The organism is Marinococcus halotolerans DSM 16375 (assembly GCF_000420725.1).
Taxonomy (GTDB): domain Bacteria; phylum Bacillota; class Bacilli; order Bacillales; family Marinococcaceae; genus Marinococcus; species Marinococcus halotolerans.
In genome coordinates, this window is the sequence record NZ_ATVM01000006.1 from 36,780 (window position 1) to 60,567 (window position 23,788).

The window sequence follows — 23,788 nt, forward strand, 5'->3', positions numbered from 1 at the left end:
TAAGCTTGAATGAGCAGCGACAGAGAAATAATAGCAAACGTTCAGGGACAAAGCGGAGAATTGCAGCTGCAGCGCCGCAGCGGTCATTACGAAGTCATCTGCAACGGCACATTTTTGATGGCGACCCACAACGGAGAGTCGGAGCGGCGCATGGTGCAGGAAGCGCTGTATCATGCTTTCTCAGCAGAATCGGTGCTGATCGGAGGCCTGGGCGTCGGTTTTTCGCTCGACGAGGCAGTGCAGCATGCAGCTACAGTTTACGTCACTGTTGTGGAATTGGAAAAGTACATTATTGGTTGGAACCGCTTCTATTTTCAACAGTGGAACGGCAGAGCGCTCGAAAACAGTAAAACGAAAATCGTAGAGGAAGATTTCCAGGTGTTTCTGGAAAAAGAAGCAAACGTCTGTTGGGACGTTATATGTATGGACACAGATAACGGCCCGGACTGGCTTGTCCGGGAAGGCAACCACCATATATATGAACCTGACGGTCTTCAGACGATCTACGGCGTGCTCCGTCGAGGGGGAGTGGCAGCTTTTTGGAGCGCTTCTTATTCCAGGACCTTTGAAAACAGTCTGAAAGCATTATTTGATAACGTATGGATAGAGGAGGTGGAGGTCGGACGCGGCGGTCCGGACGTTATTTTTTACGCCCGGAAAGCAGAACGCATCCATCCATCACACAATTTTTGAGATTTTTTTAGCCCTCTACAGTGATACAAAAGATACAGAGAAGGGTACGATATGAAAGTACTGTGAAAACAGTGGGAGATGAAGGGACCAGGGAGGAAATAGAATGAAAAAGATATCAATCGTAATTCCTTCGTTTAATGAAGAGGACAACATTGTGTCTGTATATGAATCACTGCAGAACCATTTGGGGCATCTGCCCTATGAAATAGAGGCACTGTATATAGATGACGGAAGCTCAGACCGGACATTGGCGAAAATGAGAGAGCTTGCTGGAATGCATGAAAATGTAAGCTACGTTTCGTTTACCCGCAACTTTGGAAAAGAAGCAGCACTGATTGCCGGGCTGCATCATGCAAATGGAGATGCAGTAGTAATCATTGACGCTGATCTTCAGCATCCGTCCGAGGTAATTTTAGAACTGATTGAAGGATACGAAGAAGGCTATGATCAGGTGATCGCAAAACGGAACCGGGAGGGAGATTCGAAATTCCGTTCCGGCATGGCCTCGATGTATTATAAATTTATTAACAGAATGGTGGATGTGAAGCTTGAAGACGGCGTGGGGGATTTTCGCCTGTTAAGCCGCCGGGCGCTGGACGCTCTGCTTTCCCTGAGTGAAGCCAATCGTTTTTCAAAGGGGCTTTTTTCATGGATCGGCTTTCCGTCCAAAACGGTTTACTATGAAAATGTTCAGCGCCAGGAGGGCGAAACCAAATGGTCGTTTTCAAGCCTGCTGAATTACGGCGTGGACGGCATGATTTCCTTTAATAACCGGCCGCTGCGTCTCTGTTTGTATACCGGACTGATCGTGATGCTGCTTGCGCTGGTTTATATTGGTATTACGTTTGTCCAGATTGTGCGGATGGGAATAGAGGTACCAGGCTATTTTACAACAATTTCCGCTATACTGTTTTTAGGAGGCGTACAGCTGTTAAGTCTTGGCGTGCTCGGGGAGTATATCGGACGCATTTATTATGAAACGAAAAGACGCCCGCATTATTTAGTGCAGGAATCTAATACGAAAAGGCGAGATGCATGAAACAGTTGGATAATGAGTTTACCAGATTTGTTTTAGTGGGCGGTATGAATACGTTAAACTACTACGCCGCCTACTTACTGCTTCACGTGGTACTTTCGGTGCCATATATGATCGCCCATATTACCGGGTTTTTTATCAGCTTTGTCATTTCTTTCTTTTTGAATACATACTTTACCTACCAGGTCCGGCCTACATGGAAAAAGTTTTTTCAATTTCCGCTGACCCAGGTAGTAAATGTGGGGGCTTCATCCGTTTTTGCTTATATATTCGTGGAATGGCTTGATATTAACAGCACTATCGCTCCATTGGGAGCGGTGATCTTTACTATACCGATCACATTCATTGTCACAGGGAAAATACTAAAAAGATAGCGTGGGGAGAGAATGTTGAAACAAAAGCAAATATGGGGGGTCGCGGCAGCGGTCATTCTGGCGGTCATTGCAGCGCACGCATTTTTCTTATACCAATGGACCAATGATACGTATATGGCCGGTCCTAATGACGGATTGAACCAGATGGGGCCGTTCAAGCAGCTGCTGTATGATCATTATACGAGCGGTGAATTTTTTTATTCCTTTCAGCTTGGGCTTGGCGGCAGTATGTTTACCCAGCTCGGGTACTATTATTCGACGAACCTCTTCTTTTATTTCCAGATAGCAGTGGTGTATATGCTGGAGCTTTTGGGACTGATTCGTGAGCCGGACGCAGCTTTTTGGACCGAGGCCGTCATTTTTATCAGCATGGTCCGGATGACGCTCGTTTCCTTTTTAGCATACGCCTGCTTTCGCTATATGAAGCTAGGCCGTGTTCCAGCCCTGACAGGAGCCCTGTTATATGCCACGTGTGTAATGTATTTCCGCCACGCGGCATTTTGGGAGTTTTTTGCGGATGCCTTCATTTGGCTCCCGCTGCTCGTATACGGGGTGGAAAAAATTATTCGGGAGAAAAAACCGCTGCTGTTTATTTTTGCACTCGCAGCAACCGTTTTTTCAAACTTCTACTTTTCCTATATTGTGCTTATTTTTATCGGTATTTACATTTTAGCCAGGTGGCTGATCCGTCTTGGGCCCGGGGAAACAACGATTGGAAAGCAGATACTTTATTTCGGGGGCAGCGCTCTGCTCGGGTTTGGCATCGGGCTGACCGGCTTTTTTGCCGGCGTGTACGGGTACTTCAACAATTACCGGCCGGATTTTGAACAGGAGATCGTATTGTTTGATAACACAAGCAATATTCTGCTCGACAGCCGTTTTCTCATTGTGCCGACCATCTTTTTAGTGTTTGCAGCCTGGAAACAGCTGTATAAGGATCCACGCTTTGTGCTGTTTACCATCCTATCGCTGTTATTTATCGTATTTCATTACAGTCCGCTGATAGGAAGCGTATTTAACGGCTTTTCCGCGCCGCGGAACCGGTTTGAGTATATCGCTGCGTTTTTACTTGCCGGCGCAGTGGCAGCAGGCGTCCAGCATATCCGAAAGCTCGACTGGCGGGAACTGGTTCCTTCGCTTATTTTTGCGACAGGCATGTATGTTCTGTTTTATCTGCTGGATGACGATTTTTCCATTGATCACTGGAGCGGATGGCTCACGCCTGGCATGATCGTCATATCGCTCGCGGCATTTATTGTGACAACACTGACGGATGTACGCGGCAAAAGAATCATTACTGCTGTTTTTGCTATTATGACGAGTGTAGTAGTCGCCAATCAGTACCAGTATGAAAAGCTGTTTGAACGCGGAAGCATGAGTGAAACGACGCAGGAATTTCTTATGAGCGAGGATTACATGGACGCAGATCAAATTGAACTGCTTGATGAAGCTGCGCAGGAGGATCCGGACGCTCTGTCCCGCACCACTTGGATTAAAGACCCTCAGCGTACGAATACGCCGCTGTATTTGGATTTTTACGGAGCAGGGGCATACTCAAGTATTTTGAATGAAGAAATACTCATGTTTTATTACAATGACCTTCAGATCGATCTCGGACGGGAGAGCATCAGCCGGTATTCCGATTTCGGGCGAAGGGCAAACATTTACAGTCTGCTGCGCGGAGAGTACGCCATGTTCGAAAAAGACGGGGACGAAAACGTACCATACGGGTTTACTCCGTTTGTCGAAAATGATGATTATATTATTTATCAGAATGAAAACGTGCTGCCGTTTGTACGGACGACAGATCAGGTATATGCTTACGAAGATGCAAAGGAAGCGGCGCCGCTCGCGAAGGAGCATGCTATGCTAAACGGCGTTATTCTCGAGAATCCGGACACAGCAGCCGAATTTCCGCAGGAAGAGTCGGTTATCACCCGTGAAGATGTCGAGGCGGTAAATGGCACTTACGAGGATGAAATGCTTACAGTTACCGGGGAAGAGGGCGGAATTAATATTACAGTGCCGGAGAGTGAAGACGTGGAGGAGTACTACGTGGACTTCCTCCTCCGCCAGGAGCCCGGCGTCGGCTTTTTCCGGATGAATGTAAACGAATTTGAGACTTCCCGTAAGGCGAGAGATTCGCTGTACCGCACCGATGAAAATGATTTAACGTTCCGCGTGGAGAATCCGGAGGATAACGTGATAGAAGTGCGGATGCCTGAAGGAGAATATCACCTTGAAGAACTGGCCGTTTACGGAGAAACATATGAACAATTAAACGAGGCAAGCACCCGGGCAGAGGAGGCCGCCCGGAATGTAGACGTGAACGGCAATGAAGTTGATGCGGTTATTGAAAACGACGCTGGAGATACGTACGCTGTAATGCCGATTCCATATGAAAAAGGGTGGAGAGCCAAGGTGAACGGTGAACGTGTACCAATCGAAAAAGCAAACGGGGCGTTTACCGCTGTGCCGCTTGAGGAAGGGAAAAACAATCTTTCTCTTACGTACTATCCTCCTTATTTCTGGTGGATGACTGCAGTGTCGGTTGTGTCTTTGATATTGGCCGTATTATGGGGAGTTAAAAGAAAAAAAAAACAATACTGAAGTAAAGCCTGTTCCGCCTGGCGGGACGGGCTTTTTTATGTGTATTGACAGTGGATACAGTTTGATGGAAAAATAAGGATGTAAAAGGAGGGCTTATGTCTTTATCCAAACAAGCTGAAGAGTATTTTCGGGAGGTCGGGGATTATCTTTATTTATACGGAAGAAAAACGGAGGACATAGAACTTTCCATTCAGCCCGACAAAAAAGCAGTCGAGGTGAAGGAAGAAGCTGGAAGTTCCATGTATGAAATAGTGCCGAAGGAGCCGAGATTCTACAGTCAAGCACTTAAAGAGCAGGTGCCGCCTGCTGCAGGCGGACATATATCATTTTTAGTACTGGTTGCATGGATTCTTTTTTTAATTTTATGGTCATGGGATTTGCTGCGGGGAATGCAGGTGTTTTCGCTCTGGTATTTTATAATTTTGGGTCCGGGAGCTTTAATAGTCAGTGTTTTGACGATTTACGGCAGACCCCTTCGGGCGTTTCGTTCAAAGCGGGTGAAGCAGACCCTGCAATATCTTCCTCAAGCGGCAACGCTCGTACTGGTTATTCCTGTGCGTGATCTTATAACAAACGTGCCTGAGGGAGACATGGTTTTTCCAACAATATTTAAATGGTGGTTTGTGCCAGCTGCAATCATGGCTACTGCCCTGGCGGTCCGGATTCTCCAAAAAAGCTTTCTGCCAGCGTACACCATAATTATTGCCTCACTGATTGTGGTATGGCTCGTGATTTCTGCGGTGGATCTTTTGCCATTTCCTTACAATCTAATCACTTATATTGTACTTGTCGGGGCTGCGTTCGCTTACGGTATTATTATGAGTTTAAAGCCGGAGCGCGAGAAAAGTTAGTTTCATGCATATTTCCCGGGAAATAAAAAAAGGCCGTTCGCGCGGCCTTTTTTATTATGAAAATTCTACTGCCGGCCCGGTTAAAATGCCGCTGAACAAGTTGATCAAAAGAAGCACCGTTAAAATAAAAAAGATAAGAAAGCTTATCCGGCTCTGGGCTTTAAAATGAGCCGCCAGGCCAACGCCCCACAGAGCGGTAATAACAAGGCCGGCGTATACGTATAACGAAATACCGCCCCCCACTACGATGGCTGTCACAATCAGAAGAATATCAGTGGTGATGACGAGTAATGCAGAGATGGCTAAAAGCATGCTGCTGAACATTTTCATTCTGGCGTCTTCCATATATATGAGCTCCTTTACGAATAATAAACTTCCTTCAATGTATCACATACCCTGTTGGAGAGGAAAATAAGAAGCAGGAAAAAATAGTATGGTTGAAGCCATTTAAGTTTAAAGCAGCGGCAAACCGTAGTATATTGGGTGAAATAAAACGAAGAGGAAGAAGGAGCATAGATGAGAGAACCTCAGCTGATACGCATGAAATGGAGAGACGCATTGTTTGCACATTGGGAAAAAGATCCCGTCGAAGTGGCCCGCAGCCTGCCGGATCATACGGGTGTAGATACGTTTCAAGGCAAAGCGTATGTAGGTGTGGTTTCGTTTTCAATGCATGACATTCGTCCGTTTTTTCTTCCAGGACGGACCGGCCTGAACTTCCCAGAATTGAATCTGCGCACGTATGTACGTGTGGACGGGGTGCCGGGCATTTACTTTTATAATTTAGATGCCGCGTCACCGCTTGGCGTCTGGATCGCGCGACGGAATTTTGCTATTCCTTACTACCAGGCACGCTTTTCAATCCGCCGCCATCAAAGCTGGACGTATTGGAATCATCACCGGAGGTCGGGAAACGTGCGCTTTCGTGCCAGATACCGGGCGACAGGAGAACAGCTGCCGGCTGCAGCAGGCTCGCTCGAAAACTGGCTTGCTGAAAGATACCGTTTTTATACTTCCAAAAACGGACAGATATGGTACGGCGATGTAGCCCATGAGCCGTGGGAGCTGTACTACGGGGAGTATGAAGAGGAAGAAAACGGACTCCTTGCAGCCGGCGGATTCAGACAGTCAGACGGTCGTCCTGCTCATGTGATGGTCAGCCCCGGCGTAAGCGTTGGAGCTGCGAGACTGCGAAAAAAATAAGCCTCTGCTTCCGAATACGGAGCAGAGGCTTAAATACGTTCATGATTTTATGGCTGATCCACCGGACGAACAACAATCTCATTGACGTCCACGTGAGCCGGCTGGGTAAGTGCATAGTATACTGCTTCTGCAATATCCTCTGAATTCAGCTGCTGTACGTTCAGTACTGAATCGAACTGTTCCATTACTTCTTTATCTGTAATAGTTTCAGTCAGCTCTGTATTAACCACGCCTGGAGAGATGGCAGTCGTACGGATATTAGTCTGGGCTACTTCCTGTTCTAAGCCCATCATAATTGCCTTCACGGCAAACTTCGTACCACTGTATACGGAGCTGCCAGGGAAGATTTGGTGGGCAGCCACAGAAGATGTGGAAATAATATGGCCGTCGTTGTTTTCGATCATGTGTGGAAGGATGGCATTGATGCCGTAAAGAACACCTTTAATGTTTACATCCACCATCTGGTCCCACTCATCGACCTTTTGATTTTTCAGTAAAGAAAGTGGCATTAAGCCGGCATTGTTAAAGAGGCCGTATACCTTGCCGAAATGATTTACTGCTTCGCGTCCGAGCTCTTCCATCTGTTCACGGGAAGTAACGTCAGTCTCTTTGACGATAATCTCGCCAGGCTGATCGGAAAGCTCTTCTTTAATTTCGTTCAGGCGTTCAAGACGGCGGGCGGCAAGTGCTACGTTAGCGCCGTTTTCGACGAGTTTTTTAGCAGTTGCTCTGCCAATACCGCTGCTTGCTCCTGTAATAATAAAAGTTTTACCTTGAAGTTCTGTCATGACGTGTATCGCTCCTTTTTCCTGTAAGCTGTTTCTGCCATAACGTTAGTTACTTTAAAATAATAAGTGGCATCAGAATGTATGATACCCGTTATGTCTGGTTTCAATCATCCAATTTTTTCTAAAAATAAAAAGGTGCATGTGGAGGCGCCTATGACAGGAGGTAATTAGGGGACGCGCCGGGCAAATTTTTTCGGTTCTCCGTTTGAGGATTAAAAAACTCCCGGCTTTTTGCCGGAAGTTTACGACTTTACATGTGGGGGTCTTTTCTTTGGAGTAAAAATAATTTGCACCAAAAGACAGAGGGAAGCGGCCATAATAATTCCAATTTCTATGTAATACCAGAACAGTTCACCGCTGTTCAACTGGAACATAGTAACTACACCGATCATCAGCAGGCCAATGCCGATACGGTTCATCCATCTCCAGCGCACAGCAAAAGCAGCGAACCATTGAATGAATGGAAGGTTAAATACAAGCCACAGGACAACCGATGCCCCGATGCCGATCAGCCAGTACCCCTGCCCGATAAATAATTCAGCAGAAAAGCGGGCAATGCTGATAATAGGTATATTCATGGCGGCACCTAAAATAATTCCGAGCAAAAATGTTAGAAAACGCCGCACGTCAATTCACCTCGAATGAGTTTCCCGGCTAAAATGTACCAGGATATTACAAATAATATAACCGCTTATGATACGATGATACATAATCAAAGTAGAGAAAGGAAGGGTATTTCGGTGGCTTCTATTGAAAATTTTCACGACCTGGATGTTAGAGTAGGAAGGATTGTACAAGTAAAGGAATTTCCAGAGGCGAAAAAGCCGGCGTATAAGGCGTGGGTGGACTTTGGGAAAGAAGTGGGAGTGAAGCAGTCCAGTGCTCAAATTACAGATTTATATGAAATAAATGAGCTCGAAGGGAAAAAAGTGATTGGTATTGTGAACCTTCCCCCAATGAAAATTGCTTCGTTCACTTCAGAATGCTTAATTTTGGGCGTCTATACGGATGAAGGAGTGACTCTTCTGCAAACAGATCATGAAACGAAGATCGGGGAAAAAATCGGCTGAGAGGGTGAAGATATGAAGTATGTTATTACAGGGGCCACAGGCCATCTCGGAGAAAAAATAACGGAAGAGATGCTTGAACTTGTCCCAAAGGAACAGATGGTCCTGGGAGTACGCAATCCTGAAAAAGCAGCGGTGTTCAGAGAGCAGAATGTGAGCACGGCAAAAATGGATTACTATTCGTTTGATGAGCAGGTGAGCGCCTTTCAGGGAGCAGACGTTGTGCTTTACATTCCGAGTATTACACATCCGTCCGAGCAGCGGATTACAGAATTTAAGATTTCCGTCGAAGCAGCGGAAAAGGCTGGGATAAAGCAGTTTATATTTATCGGATTCATGGCGGATCATTGGAACAATCCTTTTCATATGAGTCCGTTTTTCGGCTATGCAGTGCGTCGTATTGCGATGAGCCCGATGGCTGGCACCATTATCCGCAACGGAGTATATGCGGATCCGCTGATTCCTTATACGGAGGAGCTGGTTCGTACTAAAAGGCTTCCTTATCCTGCAGGCAGAGGGGCTGTTTCCTTTATTTCAAGAAGGGATCTGGCTAAGGCAATAGCTGCCGCAGCTGCAGCACCCGGGAGGCACGAAGGTGTTTATACGCTGACTGGGACACAGGCATATACGATGGAGGAATTGTGTGAACTGCTTTCCAACATTACGGGAGAACGCATTCGTTATGAACCAATGGGGGTTCAGGAATTTGCCCGGACGTATGATGACGGCTCCGGCTTCGGCAGTGTGAATGCTTCTCTGTATGAAGCAGTCTCTATGGGGTTGATGGAGGAGGTTACATCAGATGTCGAGAGACTTACAGGAAAGCCGCCGGAAATGCTGCGGTCGTACCTCGAGCGGCACTTATCATAGAAAAAGGACACGCTGCCGGCGTGTCCTTTAATCGTTATACTACTCTTTGAGAAAGCGGAGCAGCTCCTGGTTGAACTTTTCCTTTTCATCGACAAACAGTCCGTGGCCGCTGTTTTCGAAAGGCACAATCTTCAAGTCCTTGATTCCTTTCTGAAGCTCTCCGGAAAATTCATACGGGCAGATCTGGTCGTTTCTCCCGTGGAAGCTTTCAGCAGGAACCGTGACGGAAGCAAGATCCTCAAAGGAATCTTCATCCCGCAGCGCCTCTGCTGAATGGATCGTCGAATAGCTTCCAGCCTCCATGCCGAGACCATGGAACCATGTTTTAAATACATCGGAAACGTCGTCGCTGCCAAAGAACATGCCTCCGAAATCCTCGAGCATTTTCGGACGGTCGGTGTTCAGGTTATCAATGATGCCATCGACGTCTTTTTTCTCCATGCCATACGGAAAGTTTTCGCGTTGCGTAAAGCTTGGCGCCGCCGGCGCAAGCAGAAGCAATTTAGAAACTCCCTGCTGCTTATGGCGGGCCATGTAACGAAGAGCAATCGGGCCTCCCATGGAAAAACCGGCCAGGACAAAGCTGTCGAGCCCCATGGCGTCAATAACTCCTTTAACATCGTCAGCCATTTGATTGTAATCATATCCGCTCCACGGCTTGTCGGATTGGCCGTAGCCGCGGAGGTCGATGCCGATAAACCGGTATCCGTGCTTTGGCAGCTCATTGAACTGGTACTCGTACATTTTGTGATTGACCGGCCAGCCGTGTACAAAAACGACCGGAGTCCCTTCACCGATATCCTCCACATAGATATGCACATCTTCTTCTACAGCGACATAATGTCCCATCTAAGCAAATCCTCCTTTACTGGCTAAAAAGATAATAATCAGGATAACTTAAAATACCCTTGTTTCCCGTATGATAAACTTTGGGCGCTTCATTTGACAATGATAATCTTTTTCAATTAATCTGTTGCTAATAAGACAAAAGGTACTAATAAAGAAGAACTAATTGGAAGATTGGACCAAAAAGGAGTCAGGCCGTGAGAGGAACAATCATTCACCATCAGATTATGGACCGCGACGTATATGTATATCTGCCTCCGGATTACAGCCGGAACAAACAGAAGCGTTATCCTGTTATTTACGTCCAGGACGGGGCATATTTATTCCGGGACTCGGGAAGTGTGTGGGAAGCGCTGATGGAATCAGGATATATGCAGCCGGTAGTGATGGTCGGAGTGGAGCCGAAAAGCCGTATTCATGAATATACGCCGTGGCCGGCAAAAGCTCTTTCTTTGCGTCTTCCGGATTTCAAGGGGCTTGGTACAGAGTACGCGTATATCTTGACCAACGGGATCCGCCCGTATATTAACGAAAAATACCGGGTGAGAACAGAGGCTGCCCATACCGGGTTGATCGGGGCTTCACTTGGTGGGCTTGTTTCAATTTATATTGCCGATCTGTATCCCCACGTGTTTCATAAAATCGGGCTGCTTTCTGCTTCGTTGTGGTATGAAGGAATGGGGTCTTTTATTAAAGACAGACTCTCTCTTACCCTGCGCCATTACGTATATCTGTACGTGGGGGAATGGGAAGGGAGCGGCCAGCCGCTCATTGAACCCTACATGGTGCCAAGAACGCAGATGATGTATGAACTGCTCCGTAAGCAGCTCGAAAATCAGGTGGCGCTCCATATAAAACCAAAAGCGATGCATGAAAGAAAGTATTTTATTTCCCAGTTTCCCGCGGCGTGCACATGGTTGTTTCCACCCCTGCATTAGCGGTATAGTAAGAGAAATGGCACATGTGGAGGAGCTGGGAATGGAAGCAGAGTTTTTCTTTCGGTCCATACTTATGCCGGCGGTGGTTATATTCTGTCTGATTTTTTATTTGACGCTTTTCTGGGTGCATCAAAGAGGAAGGTTCAGCCGGAGTGAAAATAAAAATGCACGCCAGGCAAAAATTGTTCGTAACGGCTTTGTACTGACAGGTTTTCTTGCTTTTATATGGTTTCTCTCGCTCTATATTTAATCACCTGCACTGCTGCAGGTGATTTTTATGTTGTGTCAGCAGATAGAACGAAGCAAAGGAGAGGAAAACAATGGGGAAAAATATTGACCTCGTATTTGGCGGCTATGAACTGCGTATCACGAAAGTCTATCAATTGATTTATCATATCAATGATCTGCTGTTTGCTCTCGTTTTTTTAGTTGGGAGTTTTTTATTTTTCTCAGAGGCGACAACTTTTTATGGCACCTGGCTGTTTGTGATCGGGAGTCTGCAGATGTTTATCCGTCCGGTAATAGCTTTGACGCACCAGGTTCATGTGAACAGGACCAGAAAACAAAGAAAAGAGGAGGCCGGGCAGCAGGGCACGCGGGCTGTCCGTGTCCGGAAAGGGAGTCGGACCTATAAGCTGTAGTCAGAGAGGGCGCCTGCACCTGACTTATGTTAAAATATGGCTGTAGAAATGGAGAACGGAGGGAAAAACATGAAAAAGACGGCTGCAGCTGCGGGCGCCATAATGCTCATTGGAGGACTTAGTGCCTGTAATAACCGCGAGAGTGCAGAAGACAAAATGCAGGAATTTACGGATGCATGGAACAATCAAAATTTTGAAGAAATGTATGAATATTTAAGCTCGGAAGCACGTGAACAAATCGATGAGGAAACGTTCATTAACCGGCATGAAACGATTTATGAAGAGACCAATGCAGAAGAACTGAATATTCAAACCGGCGAAGTCGACGAGGAAGCTGAGGGAGAAGAAGAAACAACGCTTCCTTTCTCTGTAAGCATGGCAACGAGTGCGGGGGATGTTTCCTTTGAGCAGGAAGCCTCCTGGGTCCTTGAAGAGACGGAAGATGGAGAGGAGTGGCAGCTGGACTGGTCGCCTTCGTACATATTTGAAGAACTGGGGTGGGAAGAGACGGTAAATGTCGAACGGACGAAGCCAGTACGCGGAGAAATTCTGGCGGAAGGCGGTGCTCCGCTTGCGACGAACGTGGAAACGACCAGAGTCAGCCTTGTGCCCGGCAGCCTGGGAGAAGAGCGAGAGCGTGATGAGACAATTTCTACGATCGCAGATGAACTGGATATGCCGGAAGAAGATATTACCGGAGCGCTCGACCAGGATTGGGTCACAGACGAAAGCTCGGTCCCGGTGAAGACACTCTCCCCTGATAATGAAGAAGCAGCCTCGGAGGTAGAGGACCTCCCCGGAGTCCAGATTTCTGAAGCCGGGGACCAGCGGTATTATCCGGAAAAGGAAGCTGCTGCCCATTTAACGGGATACATTGGAAATATTTCGGGAGAAGAGCTTGAAAACCGGGACGGCACGTATATGCAGTCATCCCAAATCGGCAAGGCCGGGCTGGAATACGTGTATGAAGACCGGCTTCGGGGTGAGCCGGGTATGCTTATCTCGACTTCGGAGGACGACGTGATAGCAGAAGAAGAAGCAGTCGCCGGCGAAGACGTGCAGACGACGATTGATACTTCCCTGCAGGAGCGTGCTTATGATCAGATACAGGAGGACGTGGGGGCAACAGTAGCGCTGGATCCGCAGAACGGCGATACGCGGGCACTGGTCAGTGCTCCTTCCTACAACCCGAACAATTACATTTACGGCTGGCCGGAAGACGAGCTGAATGAGTTCAACGACAGCGAAAATCGTCCGCGCGCTGCTAAATTTAACAGCACCTACGCTCCCGGTTCAACAGTGAAGCCTATCACTGCTTCGGTCGGTCTGAGCAACGAAGCGATTACGCCGGACGAAGAGATGACGATCGAAGGCCTTGAGTGGCAGCCTGACAGCTCTTGGGGCGGTTATTCGGTGACCCGGGTGGATGATGAACTTAGCGAAGTGAACCTGCGCGAGGCATTAATTACGTCAGATAATATTTATTTTGCACGCACAGCGCTCAATACCGGAGCGGAGGATTTCACTGCTGGTCTGGAAGACTTCGGCTTTAATCAGGAGATTCCATATGATTTTCCAATAGGAGAATCGACGATTGCTTCTGAAGGTCTTGATTCTGAAGTGCTGCTTGCTGACACCGGCTACGGCCAGGGACAGATGCAGATGTCTCCGGTTCATCTGGCTTCGGCGTTTACAGCCTTTACGAATGAAGGAGACATGCTTGCTCCGCAGCTGCTTGCTTCTTCTGACCGGGAGATTTGGGAGGAAAACGTCGTACCTGAAAGCGGCATTTCAACGATTCAGGAAGGCCTTGAAGGCGTAGTAGAGGATGAGCGCGGCTCTGCATACGAGCCTGTGAATGAAAACATTTCGATTTCAGGCAAAACCGGCACGGCGGAACTAAAGCAGGCCGGGGAAGAAGAAGGAACGGAAAACGGCTGGTTTGTGGCGTACGATAATGAAGCGGAGGATTTATTGATTGCTTCGATGATTCAAAATGTCGAAGACCGCGGGGGCAGCGAATATGTGGTAGAACAGACGAAGCCATTGTTTGAAGAATAACCTTTTCACTAAATTGTCATTGAGACACAAAGAAAAAATTTAGTTGTTTTCTCATACATCAGACGGATTAAGGGTATGGACAGAAAAGGATTTCTTTGTATGTCAGACTAGGGGGTGAAAGAATGACAGGGCTGTTTATTGATCCGTTTTTATGGATCACCATTGGTTTAATTTTGATTGTGATAACATTTTTGTTTTTCTGGTTCCGGCGCAGCTATGACCCGATTGGGCGAAAAATTCTAGCTGCAGTATTTATGATCTACCTGGCGACAATTGTTCGTTTTACATTGATTCCAGCACCTTATGAAGGATCGATTGGTCCCGGGCTTCAGCTGGGGGAATATTATCAATTTCTCCCATTCTATACGATTGTAGAATCGTTTCAGGAGGGAACATGGTTAGGCGTAATAGGAGGGCAGATTTTGCTGTACCTGCTGCTGCCGATCTTTTTTGGCATACTGATCAGTGATGATATTCATTTTATCTGGGCCTTTGCCATCGGTACGCTTTTATCCTTCTCCATACAGCTGATGGAGTTTGGCATTAACTTAATTATTGGCTATCCAACGAGAGTGGCCGACATTGATTCCATCATTTTGAATACGATCGGCGCGATGATTGGCTATGCCATCTTTAAGTATTACCGGCGGTCACGGCGAAAGCAGAACAAACCGGTGCTGCCGGATGCTATTGCTCCGAGGGACCGCTCGGCAACGGCTAAAAAACTGTAAACGAAAAGCCGCCGTTCTTCTGTGTGAAGAGGGCGGCTTCTTCTGTATATCAGGGTTCATTTCTGCTGCACTCAAGTGCCCATTGGATTAACGGCAGCTGCAAAGGGAGGCGCAGCCAGTATAAAAGCGGGTAGGACCTGCCGTTTGGACGCAAAGGAATCTTATTGACAGCCATATACACGTTGGCCGGGAAAATAAGTATAAAAAAGACAGCTGCCGGTCTGCCGGCATATTTACTCCATTTCCGCATTGTAAAAGCAGTGCCTAAAACCAGCTCTGCTGCTCCGGATACGTATACCGCAGCTCTTCTCCCGGGGACCTTTGGCGGCAGAATACGCTCGAATTTTTCAGGTGAAGTGAAATGCAGAATGCCGGCAGGAAGAAGAATTGCTGCGAGAAACCATCGCTTCATGATAAATATCCTTTCTGGATTAAAATAAGATAAGGTAGATGCTCCCGGCACAAAGAAGAGCGAGGACGAGAAACACGAGGCGTCGGGTAATCTGCTGCCAAAAAGAAGAGAGACCGCTTGTCCACTGGTGCACTCTTTTTTCGAATGCGTGGAAGACGAACATAATGCCGGAAGTGTCTTCTTCTACCTGCTGCCTGGTAAAAGTTAATGTGTTAACGTCTTCTTTCAGTCCGATCATTAAAGTGACGAACAACAGCAGCAGAAAAGGAAAAATTAAAATGAGCTGAAAGACAATAAACATAGCCACCACGCTCCCTGATTTTCGTTTTCCCGTTCATAAAAAAATCAATCTCTTGTGTAGGATTGTGGTATACTGGGCGGAGGAAAAGAGGGCGATGGAGTTCGCCGAAACCGCTCTGAAAAGAGCTGATGACTCCTGTCTGTCCACGGGATACGTGTGCAGACAGGATTTTTTGCGTTAAATGAGGAGGAAACGAAATGAGACTATATGTATGGATGGCAGCCGGCGGAGCGCTCGGCAGTCTGCTGCGTTACCTTGTAGACCGGTTGTTTGCAGCGGCTCCGGGTGTATTTCCATGGGAGACGATGGCGGCAAACATTGCCGGGTGTTTTTTACTTGGATGGTTTACCTCGAGAATTATACAGCGAAAAGCGTGGCCGTCTATGTGGGAGGCTGTAGTAGGAACGGGAGTTATTGGTGCTTTCACCACCTTTTCGACGTTCAGTATGGAAACGATTCAATTAATCGAAAACGGGGCTCTGCTTGCGGCTGGAATATATGTTTTAGTCAGTGCTGCCGGAGGGCTTGTAACTGCGGGCATTGGTTACCGTGCAGGAAGGAGGAAAAGCTGATGACATGGCTGCTTGTCGCTATTGGAGGAGCCCTCGGTGCTGCTGCACGTGCGGCTCTGGTATCATGGTCCAAAGAAAATGGATGGGACCGGACACTCCCGCTTGGAACGATGTTTGTAAATGTATCGGGGTCATTTGTGCTCGGTCTGATCGTGGCCCGGGGAGCCGGCATTACGGAAACAGCGGGCATTGGCATCGGTTTTTTAGGTGCTTTCACTACCTTTTCCGCTTTTAACATGGAAATGATTCAAAAAATAGAAGCCGGTGAAGGAAGAACTGCTTTATTATACGGGGGCGGAAGCTACGCGCTGGGGCTTTTGGCAGCAGCAGCCGGATATTTCTTAGTATGAATAAAACCGTTTCCCGCCCTGGAAACGGTTTTTTATTTATCCCGCTCCATTTTCCCCGTCCGGCTGGATATGAAAATGGATCAGCCAGGTAACTAAAATCCCGGCGAGTGCAAGCAGCGCCCCAAAATAAAAAACACTGGAAAGAGAAATCTGTTCGGCGACAGAACCGGCGACGACCGGGCCGAGAAGAATCCCTGCCGCGTAAAAGGACTGGTAAAAACCCATGGCACTCGCCTTCAGCGGTCCGGGGCTCACCTGGACCACCATTCCCAAAAGCAGCGGCAGCACAATTCCAAGGGCGAGGCCGAGCACCGCCTGGTTCAGACTCAGCTCCCATAAAGATGCAGTAGACGGCATCCAAACAAGCGCTGCCGCTCCGGTGAGAAAGGAAACATAAAGAAGCGGCTTATGCAGACGGACCGGTACGGTGTAAAACGACAAAAACAAAGAGGCTAAAAGGTGAGGAATAAAAAAGGCAATAAAAATAATGACCAGCGTCCGCTCGGTAGCGCCTATCGAAGAGGCATACAGCGGGGTGAAGCCAAAGATTGTCATGAAAATAATAGAGTGGCCGATAAAGCTGGCGCAGGTGATCCAGCGCAGGTCATGCAGCCGAAGAGTACGGCTGAACAATGAACGGATTTTCAATGGCTCTGTTTTGGTCTGGACCGGAATTTCTTTTGTGAAAAGCGTAAATCCAATGCCGATCAGAGAAAAGGCCGCGGCAATCCAGAACAGCGCTGTAAACCCAAACAGATCAGCCAGATAGCCGCTGAACATCATGCTGATAAATTGAGTAAAAACTGTTAAAAGCTGCAGGATACCCATCGCTCTCGAGGATTGATCGGCAGCAAAGTAGCGGGAATACATAATCGTCGCCATTACCCACATCGAGGCGGTCACCCCGGCAAGCAGCCGGGCAGTGAAAACCGCCGCAAAAGAATCAGAGAAGACGAGCAGTACGCCACTGAGAAATCCGCTGACAAATCCTGCAATCAGCAGTTTTTTCAACAGCCCCTTCAAAGCATCAGAAAGAATGCCGAGCGGATAGCGCAGAAGCACCTGCGTCGCCCCGTAGGCACCGAGAATAATACCGATGGCAGTGTAGGTGAAATTACTGTTTTCCAAATACAAACTAAATACCGGTACGTACACGTAGGTTGCAAACCAGAAGCAAAAAACAGCGGTTAAAAACAGGGCGTGATCACGTTTTGTAATGGTCATAGCTATCATCCTTATGTAAAAAGTCAATCATTTGCGTAAAAAGCAGTTGTTTCCATCATAAACCAATTCCATCTGAAAGATAAGCGCTTACCTTTAATTTCAGTAAACAATGGCAAAGGGAACAGGCTTTTTTTGTCGAACATTTTAAGGTCAGGGTCTGTCTTCGAAAGAACTATTACGGAATTTATGGTATAAAATGGATATTATATTGTTTATTATGGAAGAGAAGTTTTCATCCCTCGAGGAGGCCGTATATGCTTGAAGTAAGTCGTTTATCAAAGAGTTTTCTAGAAAAGCAGGCTGTCGATGAGCTTTCTTTTTCAATTCAGCCGGGAGAAAGTCTCGGTTTGATTGGACAGAATGGAGCTGGAAAAACAACCACATTCCGCATGCTGCTCGGTCTGATGGAGCGTACAGATGGAACGATAGAATGGGAGGGCAAAAAAGCCCATCATCTGCCGCTTGAGCAGGTCGGCTATCTGCCGGAAGAGAGGGGTCTGTTTGCCGAAGAACAGGTCGAGCAGCAGCTGCTGTTTCTGGCTGGCCTGAAAAACATGAGCAAGAAAGAAGCGAGGACTTCGATGGCCTACTGGCTGGAGGTGTTTGAACTCGAAAAGGAAAAAAAGCAGAAATTAAACACACTCTCCAAGGGCAATCAGCAAAAAATTCAATTGATCGCTGCCCTTGTCCATCGTCCTGATTTTCTTATTCTTGATGAACCGTTCAGCGGGCTCGACCCAGTGAATACGGACATTTTGAAGGAGGCCATTCAAAACCTGCGCCGGGACGGCGTGACTATCATTTTTTCGAGTCATCGCATGGAGCACGTGGAAGAAATCTGCGATAAGCTCGTTATGCTTAAGAATGGCAGGGATATTTTGAGTGGACGCCTCGGGGAAATCAAGGAGCGCATGGACCGTAACCGGATTGTTGCTGAAGCTCCCTGCCCGCCGGAAGAGGTAAGGATGTGGGAAGGGGTGCAGGAGGTGCGTACCTCTGGAGAAAAAATGCACATTTATACAGATACAAAATCAAGATCCCAGGACATTCTGCAGCAGCTGTTTACATATGGAGACGTCCGCGTCTTTCGGATGGAACCCCCGTCGCTGGAAGAGATTTTCAAAGAGAAAATAGGTGAAAGCGATGCGTAATACGTGGAGAATTTTTGCCCACACGTTCCGGGTGCGGGCAGGAGCAAAGTCATTTATTGTGTCGACGGCAGTCATGCTTGTTGTCGTGCTTATTGCCCTGAGTCTGCCCAGAATTATCGATTCCTTCGGGGACGGAGATGCAGAGATCAGCAGCCTGGCTGTCGTCAATGACAGTGATTCTCTTCAGCTTCCCGGAGAAGCGGCTGGTATAGAGCTTGTGCCGTACGAGCAGGAAACGCAGGCAGAAAAAGCCTGGGAAAACGGGGAAACAGATGGTTACCTGCTCTTTGAAAACAGTGGAAACGGATATAATGGAAATTTATATACCGATGAAGAAACGGGAGAGACGATCCAGAGTCTTTCAGCTGGTATTCAACAGACCCATGTTTCTCAATATGCAGAAGAGCTTGGTATTACCGGGGAAGAGGTACAAAATATTACCGCTCCTGTACAAATCGCGGAAAGTATGGAAGAGGCTGGAGGGAGCGGAGGCTCTTCCTCCGAAGAGGGATTCAATCTCCTTTCCTATGCTGTGGTTTTTATAATTTACATTTATTCGCTGATGTGTGGGATTATGATTGCCATGCAGATTGCCAAGGATAAAGAGCAGCGGGTGATGGAAATTCTTATTTCGAGCGCTTCCCCTGTTCAGCACTTATTCGGACGGGCGTTCGGAGTGTCGGCCATCTGGCTTTTCCAAATGGCGCTGGTGGCGGTAACGGCAGTAATATATGTAAACGCAGCCGGGCTCGATGACATCACTTCGCTTATCAGCTCGGCGGGCGGGGCCGCTGTGTCCACGTGGGTATACGCTGTCGTGTTCCTGCTTCTTGGAATCGTCCTTTACGGAACGCTGTATGCCATGGTCGGGTCGATGGCAGCTAAGACGGAAGAAGTCCAGAACTTCAGCCAGCCGCTGACGTTCCTGCTCGTAGGGGCATTTGTCCTGTCGAATTTCGGTCTGGCTGCGCCGGGAAATATCTTCGTGACTGCAAGTTCCTTCATTCCTTTTTTCACTCCGTTTACGATGTTTGTAAGAACGAACGCACTTGATGTTCCGTGGTGGCAGATGGGCCTGAGCATCGGACTCACAATTGCTTTGGTGGCAGCGGCGGCCTGGTTCAGCGTTCGTCTGTACCGGGGGAGTGTACTCGTTTACAGTGGCGACTCATTTAGCAGAAGGGTCAAGCAGGCACGGGAACTTGCCCGCAAAAAATGATAAACTAAAGCTGTACCATCTATATCATCTTATGCTCACAGAAAAAAGGAGACGATCGTATTATGGGATTGTTTGATGCACTGATGGGAAACGCCTCTGAAGCGGATTCGAAAAAGGTAGAGGAAGAGCTGCGGGAGTGGTTAACGGCAGGTGAACAGGTCGAAAGTGCTTTTAAACTGTACCGGGATTTAATGGTATTTACAAACAAGCGTCTGATTATGATCGACAAGCAGGGAGTTACCGGGAAAAAGGTGGAATACTACACTGTTCCGTACCGGAGTATTACCCATTACAGTGTAGAAACCGCTGGCACGTTTGATTTGGACAGCGAATTAAAAATATGGGTGGGCAGCACTGCAGAGCCTGTATCCAAGACCTTCCGAAACGATGACAATATTTTTGACGTTCAGCGTGCACTGAGCAAGTATGTGCTGTAGAAAGTTCCGGGGAGCGAATGAAGCTCCCCGGAACTTTTAGTGCAGTGGAATTTTTCACAGTAATTGTTCATTTAAATATAGTCGTGAAGGAGCTTCATATCTTTCTTATTCTGAAAATGAGAATAAGAAACTTGATTTGAGAAGAAAAATGTAAGCGCTTCGATTATGGTTTATGTAAGGTAGAAAGTTTAAATTGAATCGGAATATAAACAGGGGGGCATAAAATGAAGAAATGGTGGATGAGTTCAATTGCGTTAGGCACGGTGTTAGTGGCAGGAGGATGCGGATTAAGCAGTGAAGAAAGCAGTGGTGGCGACAGTGATAGTGGAAGTGGAGGAAATGGAAACGGAGACTCTTCCAGTGAAGACGCAGAATATGTAATTGAATTTGCACATGTGGTTAGTCCATCTACAGCGAAAGGGAAAGCAGCTGAGCATTTTGGCGAATTGCTTGAAGAAGAGACTGATGGAAGAATGGCGGTAGAAATACACCCCGATTCTCAACTAGGCAGCGATCGGGAAATAATCGAACAGATGCAGTCTGGCACTTTACAGATGAATGCCCCATTCACAGGTGTTTTACCTTCCTTCGCACCAGAATTTCAAGTCTTTGATTTACCATACTTATTTTCAGATAGGGAAGATGCAAAAGCGCAAGTGAACGGAGAATTAGCAGACAAACTAAACGAGTCTCTGCAGGAAGCAGATTTAAGGGCTCTTGGCTACTGGGACGGTGGGTTCAAACATTTTACGAACTCAAGGCGGCCGATTGAAAGTTTGGAAGATATGGATGGGCTGTCTATGAGGGTCTCTCAGAGTCCTCTCCTGGAATCGCAGTTTGAAGCCTGGGGAGCCGGCGGTACTTCGGTAGACTTTTCTGAATTATATCCAGCACTGCAACAGGGCACAGTGGATGGGCAGGAAAATCCGTTATCAAATATTGTTTCACAAAAATTTTATGAAGTGCAGGACTACATGACTTATAGTTCACATGGTTATATGAGCTATCCGCTCTTAATCAGCGAACAATATTTCCAGGAACTTCCTGACGATTTACAGACAACAGTAGAGGAAGTTGCCCAAGAAACTACCGAATGGCAGTGGGAACAGTCACAAAAGTTAGAGGAAGAATACAGCCAAACATTAGAAGAAGCTGACATTGAAATTTCAGAATTAACAGATGAAGAGAAAGAAGAATTCATTGACGCAAGTGAAGGCGTTTATGATGAATACGCGGAAACAGTAGAAGGCGGCGAAGAGATATTAGATGCGGTGGAAGGCCAATAGAAGGGGAGGGGAGCCCAGCCTCTCCTTTTTAATCATACTAAAGTCAAATGCGAGGGTGGGCGATCCATGAATAAACTTAACAAAGTTCTCAATCATTTAGAAGAATACTTTGGCTTTTTTTTCACTTTTAACAGCAACTGCTCTTATTTTTATTCAGGTGGTGATGCGCTATGTGTTTAATTATTCAATCATGTGGTCAGAGGAAATGGCGAGATATTTAATTATTTGGTTTATTTTTGTGGGAAGCAGTATGGCTGTGCGTGAGAGAGCACATGCCAAAGTAGATGTATTAACTTCCTATGTGCCATTCCGGGCAAAAAAGATTTTAGAGATCACGGCTTCACTGACGGCTATCTTTTTCTGTATATTAATTTTAATTTCGGGTGTGCAAACTATACAAAATGTAATACAATTCTCGAACCTTACTCCAGCCCTTCAGATTCCAATGTACATTCCTTACTTAGCGATCCCGGTCGGGGCTTCTTTAATGATTATTAGGTTTTCTCAGAACATATGGGCAGACGGCAATCGTTTGCATAAAGGATGGACAAATGTCGAACAGAGGCAGGAGGATGCGAAATGATCGGTGTAATTATCTTTGTATTTCTCTTGCTCCTTAGTACACCAATTGCTGCAGCATTAGGATTAACAAGCATTTACGCCATTCTTGATTCTGGTAATTCCCTTGATAATGTAGCCAGGAATATGTTCGCTGGCCTGGACTCATTTACATTAATGGCTATTCCTTTCTTTATCTTTGCCGGTGACCTGATGTTATCAGGAGGCACCTCAAAACGCCTTATTAATATGGCTAGAAAAATTGTGGGCTGGACCACTGGAGGGCTGCCGATTGCTGGTGTAATTTCTTCGATGTTTTTTGCTGCTCTTTCTGGCTCCAGCCCAGCTACAGTGGCTGCAGTCGGAGGAATTATGATTCCTTCTCTAAAAGAAGCAAACTATTCTACAAAATTTGCAGTAGGGTTAATTTGTGCAGCAGGTTCGCTTGGAATTATCATACCGCCAAGCATTACGCTTCTTGTGTATGGTGTAATAGCTGAGGTATCGATCAGTGAATTATTTATTGCCGGAGTTATACCGGGGATTTTTATTGGACTTGTATTAATTGTTGTCAGCTTTATTATTGCCAAATACCAGGGCCATGTGCCAGATGAGCGTGCCCCATTCAAAGAAGTGGCAAAAGCTTCGATAGATGCTTTCTGGGGACTTATTATGCCTATCATCGTATTGGGAGGCATATACTTTGGAGTTTTCACGCCTACCGAAGCGGCTGCAGTGGCAATTGTATACAGTATGGCCATAGGGTTTTTTGTTTACCGGGAACTTAATATTCGCGTATTGTTTCAAGTTACAAAACGTTCGGTTATTACTGCTTCAATGGTAATGTTGGTAATCGCAAGCGCTCAAGTTTTCAGCTGGTATCTGACAATAGAGCAAATTCCTAACCAAATCGCAAGCCAGGCACTTAACTTTGCTTCAAACCCCATTATGCTTATGTTAATTATTATTGCTGTACTGTTAATCATAGGCATGTTTATGGATCCCAGTGCAGCTGTACTTATAATGGCTCCGCTCTTTCTTCCGATTGTGATGGAGCTGGGTGTGGACCCCGTCCACTTTGGCATTATAATGATCGTTAATCTAGCGATCGGCATGCTTACGCCGCCGTTTGGCTTAAATTTATTCGTGGCAGCCGGGGTAGGGAAGACGCCGCTTACCACTGTTATAAATGGGACGCTGCCTTTTATATTAGTAATGATAATAGCGTTACTTGTAATTACCTTTACGCCGGGAATGTCAACATATTTACCTTCATTTTTGTATGATTGAATATAAAAATTTAAGGAAAAATAATTTCTACACTCTGGTTGTTAGATTTAATCTAGCAGCCAGGGTGTATTTTAATATTCGAAATTATACGTATGGTTTTCGCAAATTTCAGATATAAGCTCTTGTGAGTTCTTTATAACAAATCATAATCGGGATTTAGAAACCTCTATTATAGTTAACCTTCTTCTATTTTGATAAATCCACAGCCCAATTACCATTATAGAAGAGGCAAATTAAATAGTTAAATTCAAAGTTCGAACTAAAGAAAGCTGAATAAGT

28 protein-coding genes and 1 riboswitch are annotated in these 23,788 nt (G+C 46.5%); of the genes, 21 read left to right on the forward strand and 7 right to left on the reverse strand.

The features are described 5' to 3' along the window. Nucleotides 1–9: 9 nt before the first annotated feature. From G548_RS0106185 to G548_RS0106205, 5 genes are all read left to right on the forward strand, one after another. Nucleotides 10–693: a spermine/spermidine synthase domain-containing protein gene (locus G548_RS0106185; RefSeq protein ID WP_022793284.1), complete on the forward strand. Its 684-nt coding sequence runs from the start codon at nucleotides 10–12 to the stop codon at nucleotides 691–693. 103 nt (nucleotides 694–796) lie between these two features. Continuing rightward, a complete protein-coding gene (locus G548_RS0106190) occupies nucleotides 797–1,732 on the forward strand; it encodes a glycosyltransferase family 2 protein (protein WP_022793285.1) in 936 nt (311 codons plus the stop codon). Continuing rightward, nucleotides 1,729–2,103, forward strand: a complete 375-nt coding sequence (locus G548_RS0106195; RefSeq protein ID WP_022793286.1) for a GtrA family protein — start codon at nucleotides 1,729–1,731, stop codon at nucleotides 2,101–2,103. The genes G548_RS0106190 and G548_RS0106195 overlap by 4 nt, the downstream gene beginning before the upstream one ends. 15 nt (nucleotides 2,104–2,118) lie before the next feature. Further along, nucleotides 2,119–4,713, forward strand: a complete 2,595-nt coding sequence (locus tag G548_RS0106200; protein WP_027847239.1) for a YfhO family protein — start codon at nucleotides 2,119–2,121, stop codon at nucleotides 4,711–4,713. Between the two features lie 95 nt (nucleotides 4,714–4,808). After that, the gene (locus tag G548_RS0106205) at nucleotides 4,809–5,564 is read left to right on the forward strand and encodes a hypothetical protein (RefSeq protein ID WP_022793288.1); all 756 of its coding nucleotides are present in this window, start codon (nucleotides 4,809–4,811) and stop codon (nucleotides 5,562–5,564) included. Nucleotides 5,565–5,618: 54 nt separating this feature from the next. Here G548_RS0106205 and G548_RS0106210 read toward each other — a convergent pair whose 3' ends face one another. Then, the gene (locus tag G548_RS0106210; protein ID WP_022793289.1) at nucleotides 5,619–5,909 is read right to left on the reverse strand and encodes a hypothetical protein; all 291 of its coding nucleotides are present in this window, start codon (nucleotides 5,907–5,909) and stop codon (nucleotides 5,619–5,621) included. 171 nt (nucleotides 5,910–6,080) lie between these two features. Between G548_RS0106210 and G548_RS0106215 the strand changes: the two genes are divergently transcribed. Further along, nucleotides 6,081–6,767 carry a YqjF family protein gene (locus tag G548_RS0106215; protein WP_022793290.1) on the forward strand — a complete coding sequence of 229 codons (687 nt, stop codon included), beginning with the start codon at nucleotides 6,081–6,083 and terminating at the stop codon, nucleotides 6,765–6,767. A 47-nt stretch (nucleotides 6,768–6,814) separates the two neighbouring features. Here G548_RS0106215 and G548_RS0106220 read toward each other — a convergent pair whose 3' ends face one another. After that, on the reverse strand, nucleotides 6,815–7,555 hold the full coding sequence (locus G548_RS0106220; RefSeq protein WP_022793291.1) for an SDR family oxidoreductase: 741 nt from the start codon (nucleotides 7,553–7,555) through the stop codon (nucleotides 6,815–6,817). Between the two features lie 242 nt (nucleotides 7,556–7,797). Beyond that, nucleotides 7,798–8,133: a hypothetical protein gene (locus G548_RS0106225; protein WP_156847910.1), complete on the reverse strand. Its 336-nt coding sequence runs from the start codon at nucleotides 8,131–8,133 to the stop codon at nucleotides 7,798–7,800. Nucleotides 8,134–8,295: 162 nt separating this feature from the next. On the opposite strand from G548_RS0106225, the gene G548_RS0106230 reads away from it, so the two are divergent. Next, entirely contained in the window at nucleotides 8,296–8,625 is a 330-nt protein-coding gene (locus G548_RS0106230) for a tRNA-binding protein (protein WP_022793293.1), read from the forward strand. A gap of 12 nt (nucleotides 8,626–8,637) precedes the next feature. Then, nucleotides 8,638–9,492 (forward strand): SDR family oxidoreductase, encoded by an 855-nt coding sequence (locus G548_RS0106235; RefSeq protein ID WP_022793294.1) that lies wholly within the window; start codon nucleotides 8,638–8,640, stop codon nucleotides 9,490–9,492. Between the two features lie 39 nt (nucleotides 9,493–9,531). Here the strand turns inward: G548_RS0106235 and G548_RS0106240 are convergent, their stop codons facing one another. Beyond that, nucleotides 9,532–10,341: an alpha/beta fold hydrolase gene (locus tag G548_RS0106240; RefSeq protein ID WP_022793295.1), complete on the reverse strand. Its 810-nt coding sequence runs from the start codon at nucleotides 10,339–10,341 to the stop codon at nucleotides 9,532–9,534. Between the two features lie 194 nt (nucleotides 10,342–10,535). Between G548_RS0106240 and G548_RS0106245 the strand changes: the two genes are divergently transcribed. The 5 genes from G548_RS0106245 (at nucleotide 10,536) to G548_RS0106265 (ending at nucleotide 14,709) form a co-directional block, all read left to right on the forward strand. Further along, nucleotides 10,536–11,276, forward strand: a complete 741-nt coding sequence (locus tag G548_RS0106245) for an alpha/beta hydrolase (protein ID WP_022793296.1) — start codon at nucleotides 10,536–10,538, stop codon at nucleotides 11,274–11,276. A 40-nt stretch (nucleotides 11,277–11,316) separates the two neighbouring features. Continuing rightward, nucleotides 11,317–11,526 (forward strand): hypothetical protein, encoded by a 210-nt coding sequence (locus G548_RS0106250; RefSeq protein ID WP_022793297.1) that lies wholly within the window; start codon nucleotides 11,317–11,319, stop codon nucleotides 11,524–11,526. A 70-nt stretch (nucleotides 11,527–11,596) separates the two neighbouring features. Beyond that, nucleotides 11,597–11,917 (forward strand): YrhK family protein, encoded by a 321-nt coding sequence (locus G548_RS17455; RefSeq protein WP_022793298.1) that lies wholly within the window; start codon nucleotides 11,597–11,599, stop codon nucleotides 11,915–11,917. Between the two features lie 69 nt (nucleotides 11,918–11,986). Next, nucleotides 11,987–13,978 (forward strand): penicillin-binding transpeptidase domain-containing protein, encoded by a 1,992-nt coding sequence (locus tag G548_RS0106260; RefSeq protein ID WP_022793299.1) that lies wholly within the window; start codon nucleotides 11,987–11,989, stop codon nucleotides 13,976–13,978. 122 nt (nucleotides 13,979–14,100) lie between these two features. Beyond that, nucleotides 14,101–14,709 (forward strand): VanZ family protein, encoded by a 609-nt coding sequence (locus G548_RS0106265; RefSeq protein ID WP_022793300.1) that lies wholly within the window; start codon nucleotides 14,101–14,103, stop codon nucleotides 14,707–14,709. A 49-nt stretch (nucleotides 14,710–14,758) separates the two neighbouring features. Here G548_RS0106265 and G548_RS0106270 read toward each other — a convergent pair whose 3' ends face one another. Both G548_RS0106270 and G548_RS0106275 read right to left on the reverse strand, forming a co-directional pair. Next, complete coding sequence (locus G548_RS0106270; protein ID WP_022793301.1) at nucleotides 14,759–15,121, reverse strand: DoxX family protein; 363 nt, start codon at nucleotides 15,119–15,121, stop codon at nucleotides 14,759–14,761. A 19-nt stretch (nucleotides 15,122–15,140) separates the two neighbouring features. Next, nucleotides 15,141–15,422 carry a hypothetical protein gene (locus tag G548_RS0106275; protein WP_022793302.1) on the reverse strand — a complete coding sequence of 94 codons (282 nt, stop codon included), beginning with the start codon at nucleotides 15,420–15,422 and terminating at the stop codon, nucleotides 15,141–15,143. A gap of 81 nt (nucleotides 15,423–15,503) precedes the next feature. Next, nucleotides 15,504–15,567, forward strand: a riboswitch (Fluoride riboswitch). A gap of 52 nt (nucleotides 15,568–15,619) precedes the next feature. On the opposite strand from G548_RS0106275, the gene crcB reads away from it, so the two are divergent. Then, complete coding sequence (crcB, locus tag G548_RS0106280) at nucleotides 15,620–15,994, forward strand: fluoride efflux transporter CrcB (protein WP_022793303.1); 375 nt, start codon at nucleotides 15,620–15,622, stop codon at nucleotides 15,992–15,994. After that, nucleotides 15,994–16,344: a fluoride efflux transporter FluC gene (locus G548_RS0106285; RefSeq protein WP_022793304.1), complete on the forward strand. Its 351-nt coding sequence runs from the start codon at nucleotides 15,994–15,996 to the stop codon at nucleotides 16,342–16,344. Before crcB ends, G548_RS0106285 begins: the two co-directional genes overlap by 1 nt. 36 nt (nucleotides 16,345–16,380) lie before the next feature. Here the strand turns inward: G548_RS0106285 and G548_RS17460 are convergent, their stop codons facing one another. Further along, entirely contained in the window at nucleotides 16,381–17,568 is a 1,188-nt protein-coding gene (locus G548_RS17460) for an MFS transporter (RefSeq protein ID WP_022793305.1), read from the reverse strand. Nucleotides 17,569–17,822: 254 nt separating this feature from the next. Between G548_RS17460 and G548_RS0106295 the strand changes: the two genes are divergently transcribed. The 6 genes from G548_RS0106295 (at nucleotide 17,823) to G548_RS0106320 (ending at nucleotide 23,509) form a co-directional block, all read left to right on the forward strand. Next, nucleotides 17,823–18,719 carry an ABC transporter ATP-binding protein gene (locus tag G548_RS0106295; RefSeq protein WP_022793306.1) on the forward strand — a complete coding sequence of 299 codons (897 nt, stop codon included), beginning with the start codon at nucleotides 17,823–17,825 and terminating at the stop codon, nucleotides 18,717–18,719. Continuing rightward, nucleotides 18,712–19,938, forward strand: a complete 1,227-nt coding sequence (locus tag G548_RS0106300) for an ABC transporter permease (protein WP_022793307.1) — start codon at nucleotides 18,712–18,714, stop codon at nucleotides 19,936–19,938. Before G548_RS0106295 ends, G548_RS0106300 begins: the two co-directional genes overlap by 8 nt. A gap of 62 nt (nucleotides 19,939–20,000) precedes the next feature. Next, nucleotides 20,001–20,375 (forward strand): PH domain-containing protein, encoded by a 375-nt coding sequence (locus G548_RS0106305; RefSeq protein WP_022793308.1) that lies wholly within the window; start codon nucleotides 20,001–20,003, stop codon nucleotides 20,373–20,375. Nucleotides 20,376–20,599: 224 nt separating this feature from the next. Then, nucleotides 20,600–21,661, forward strand: coding sequence for a TRAP transporter substrate-binding protein (locus tag G548_RS0106310; protein WP_022793309.1), 1,062 nt, complete (start codon nucleotides 20,600–20,602; stop codon nucleotides 21,659–21,661). Nucleotides 21,662–21,770: 109 nt separating this feature from the next. Then, nucleotides 21,771–22,244 carry a TRAP transporter small permease gene (locus tag G548_RS17465; RefSeq protein WP_051143844.1) on the forward strand — a complete coding sequence of 158 codons (474 nt, stop codon included), beginning with the start codon at nucleotides 21,771–21,773 and terminating at the stop codon, nucleotides 22,242–22,244. Beyond that, nucleotides 22,241–23,509, forward strand: a complete 1,269-nt coding sequence (locus G548_RS0106320; protein ID WP_022793310.1) for a TRAP transporter large permease — start codon at nucleotides 22,241–22,243, stop codon at nucleotides 23,507–23,509. The genes G548_RS17465 and G548_RS0106320 overlap by 4 nt, the downstream gene beginning before the upstream one ends. Nucleotides 23,510–23,788: the final 279 nt, after the last annotated feature.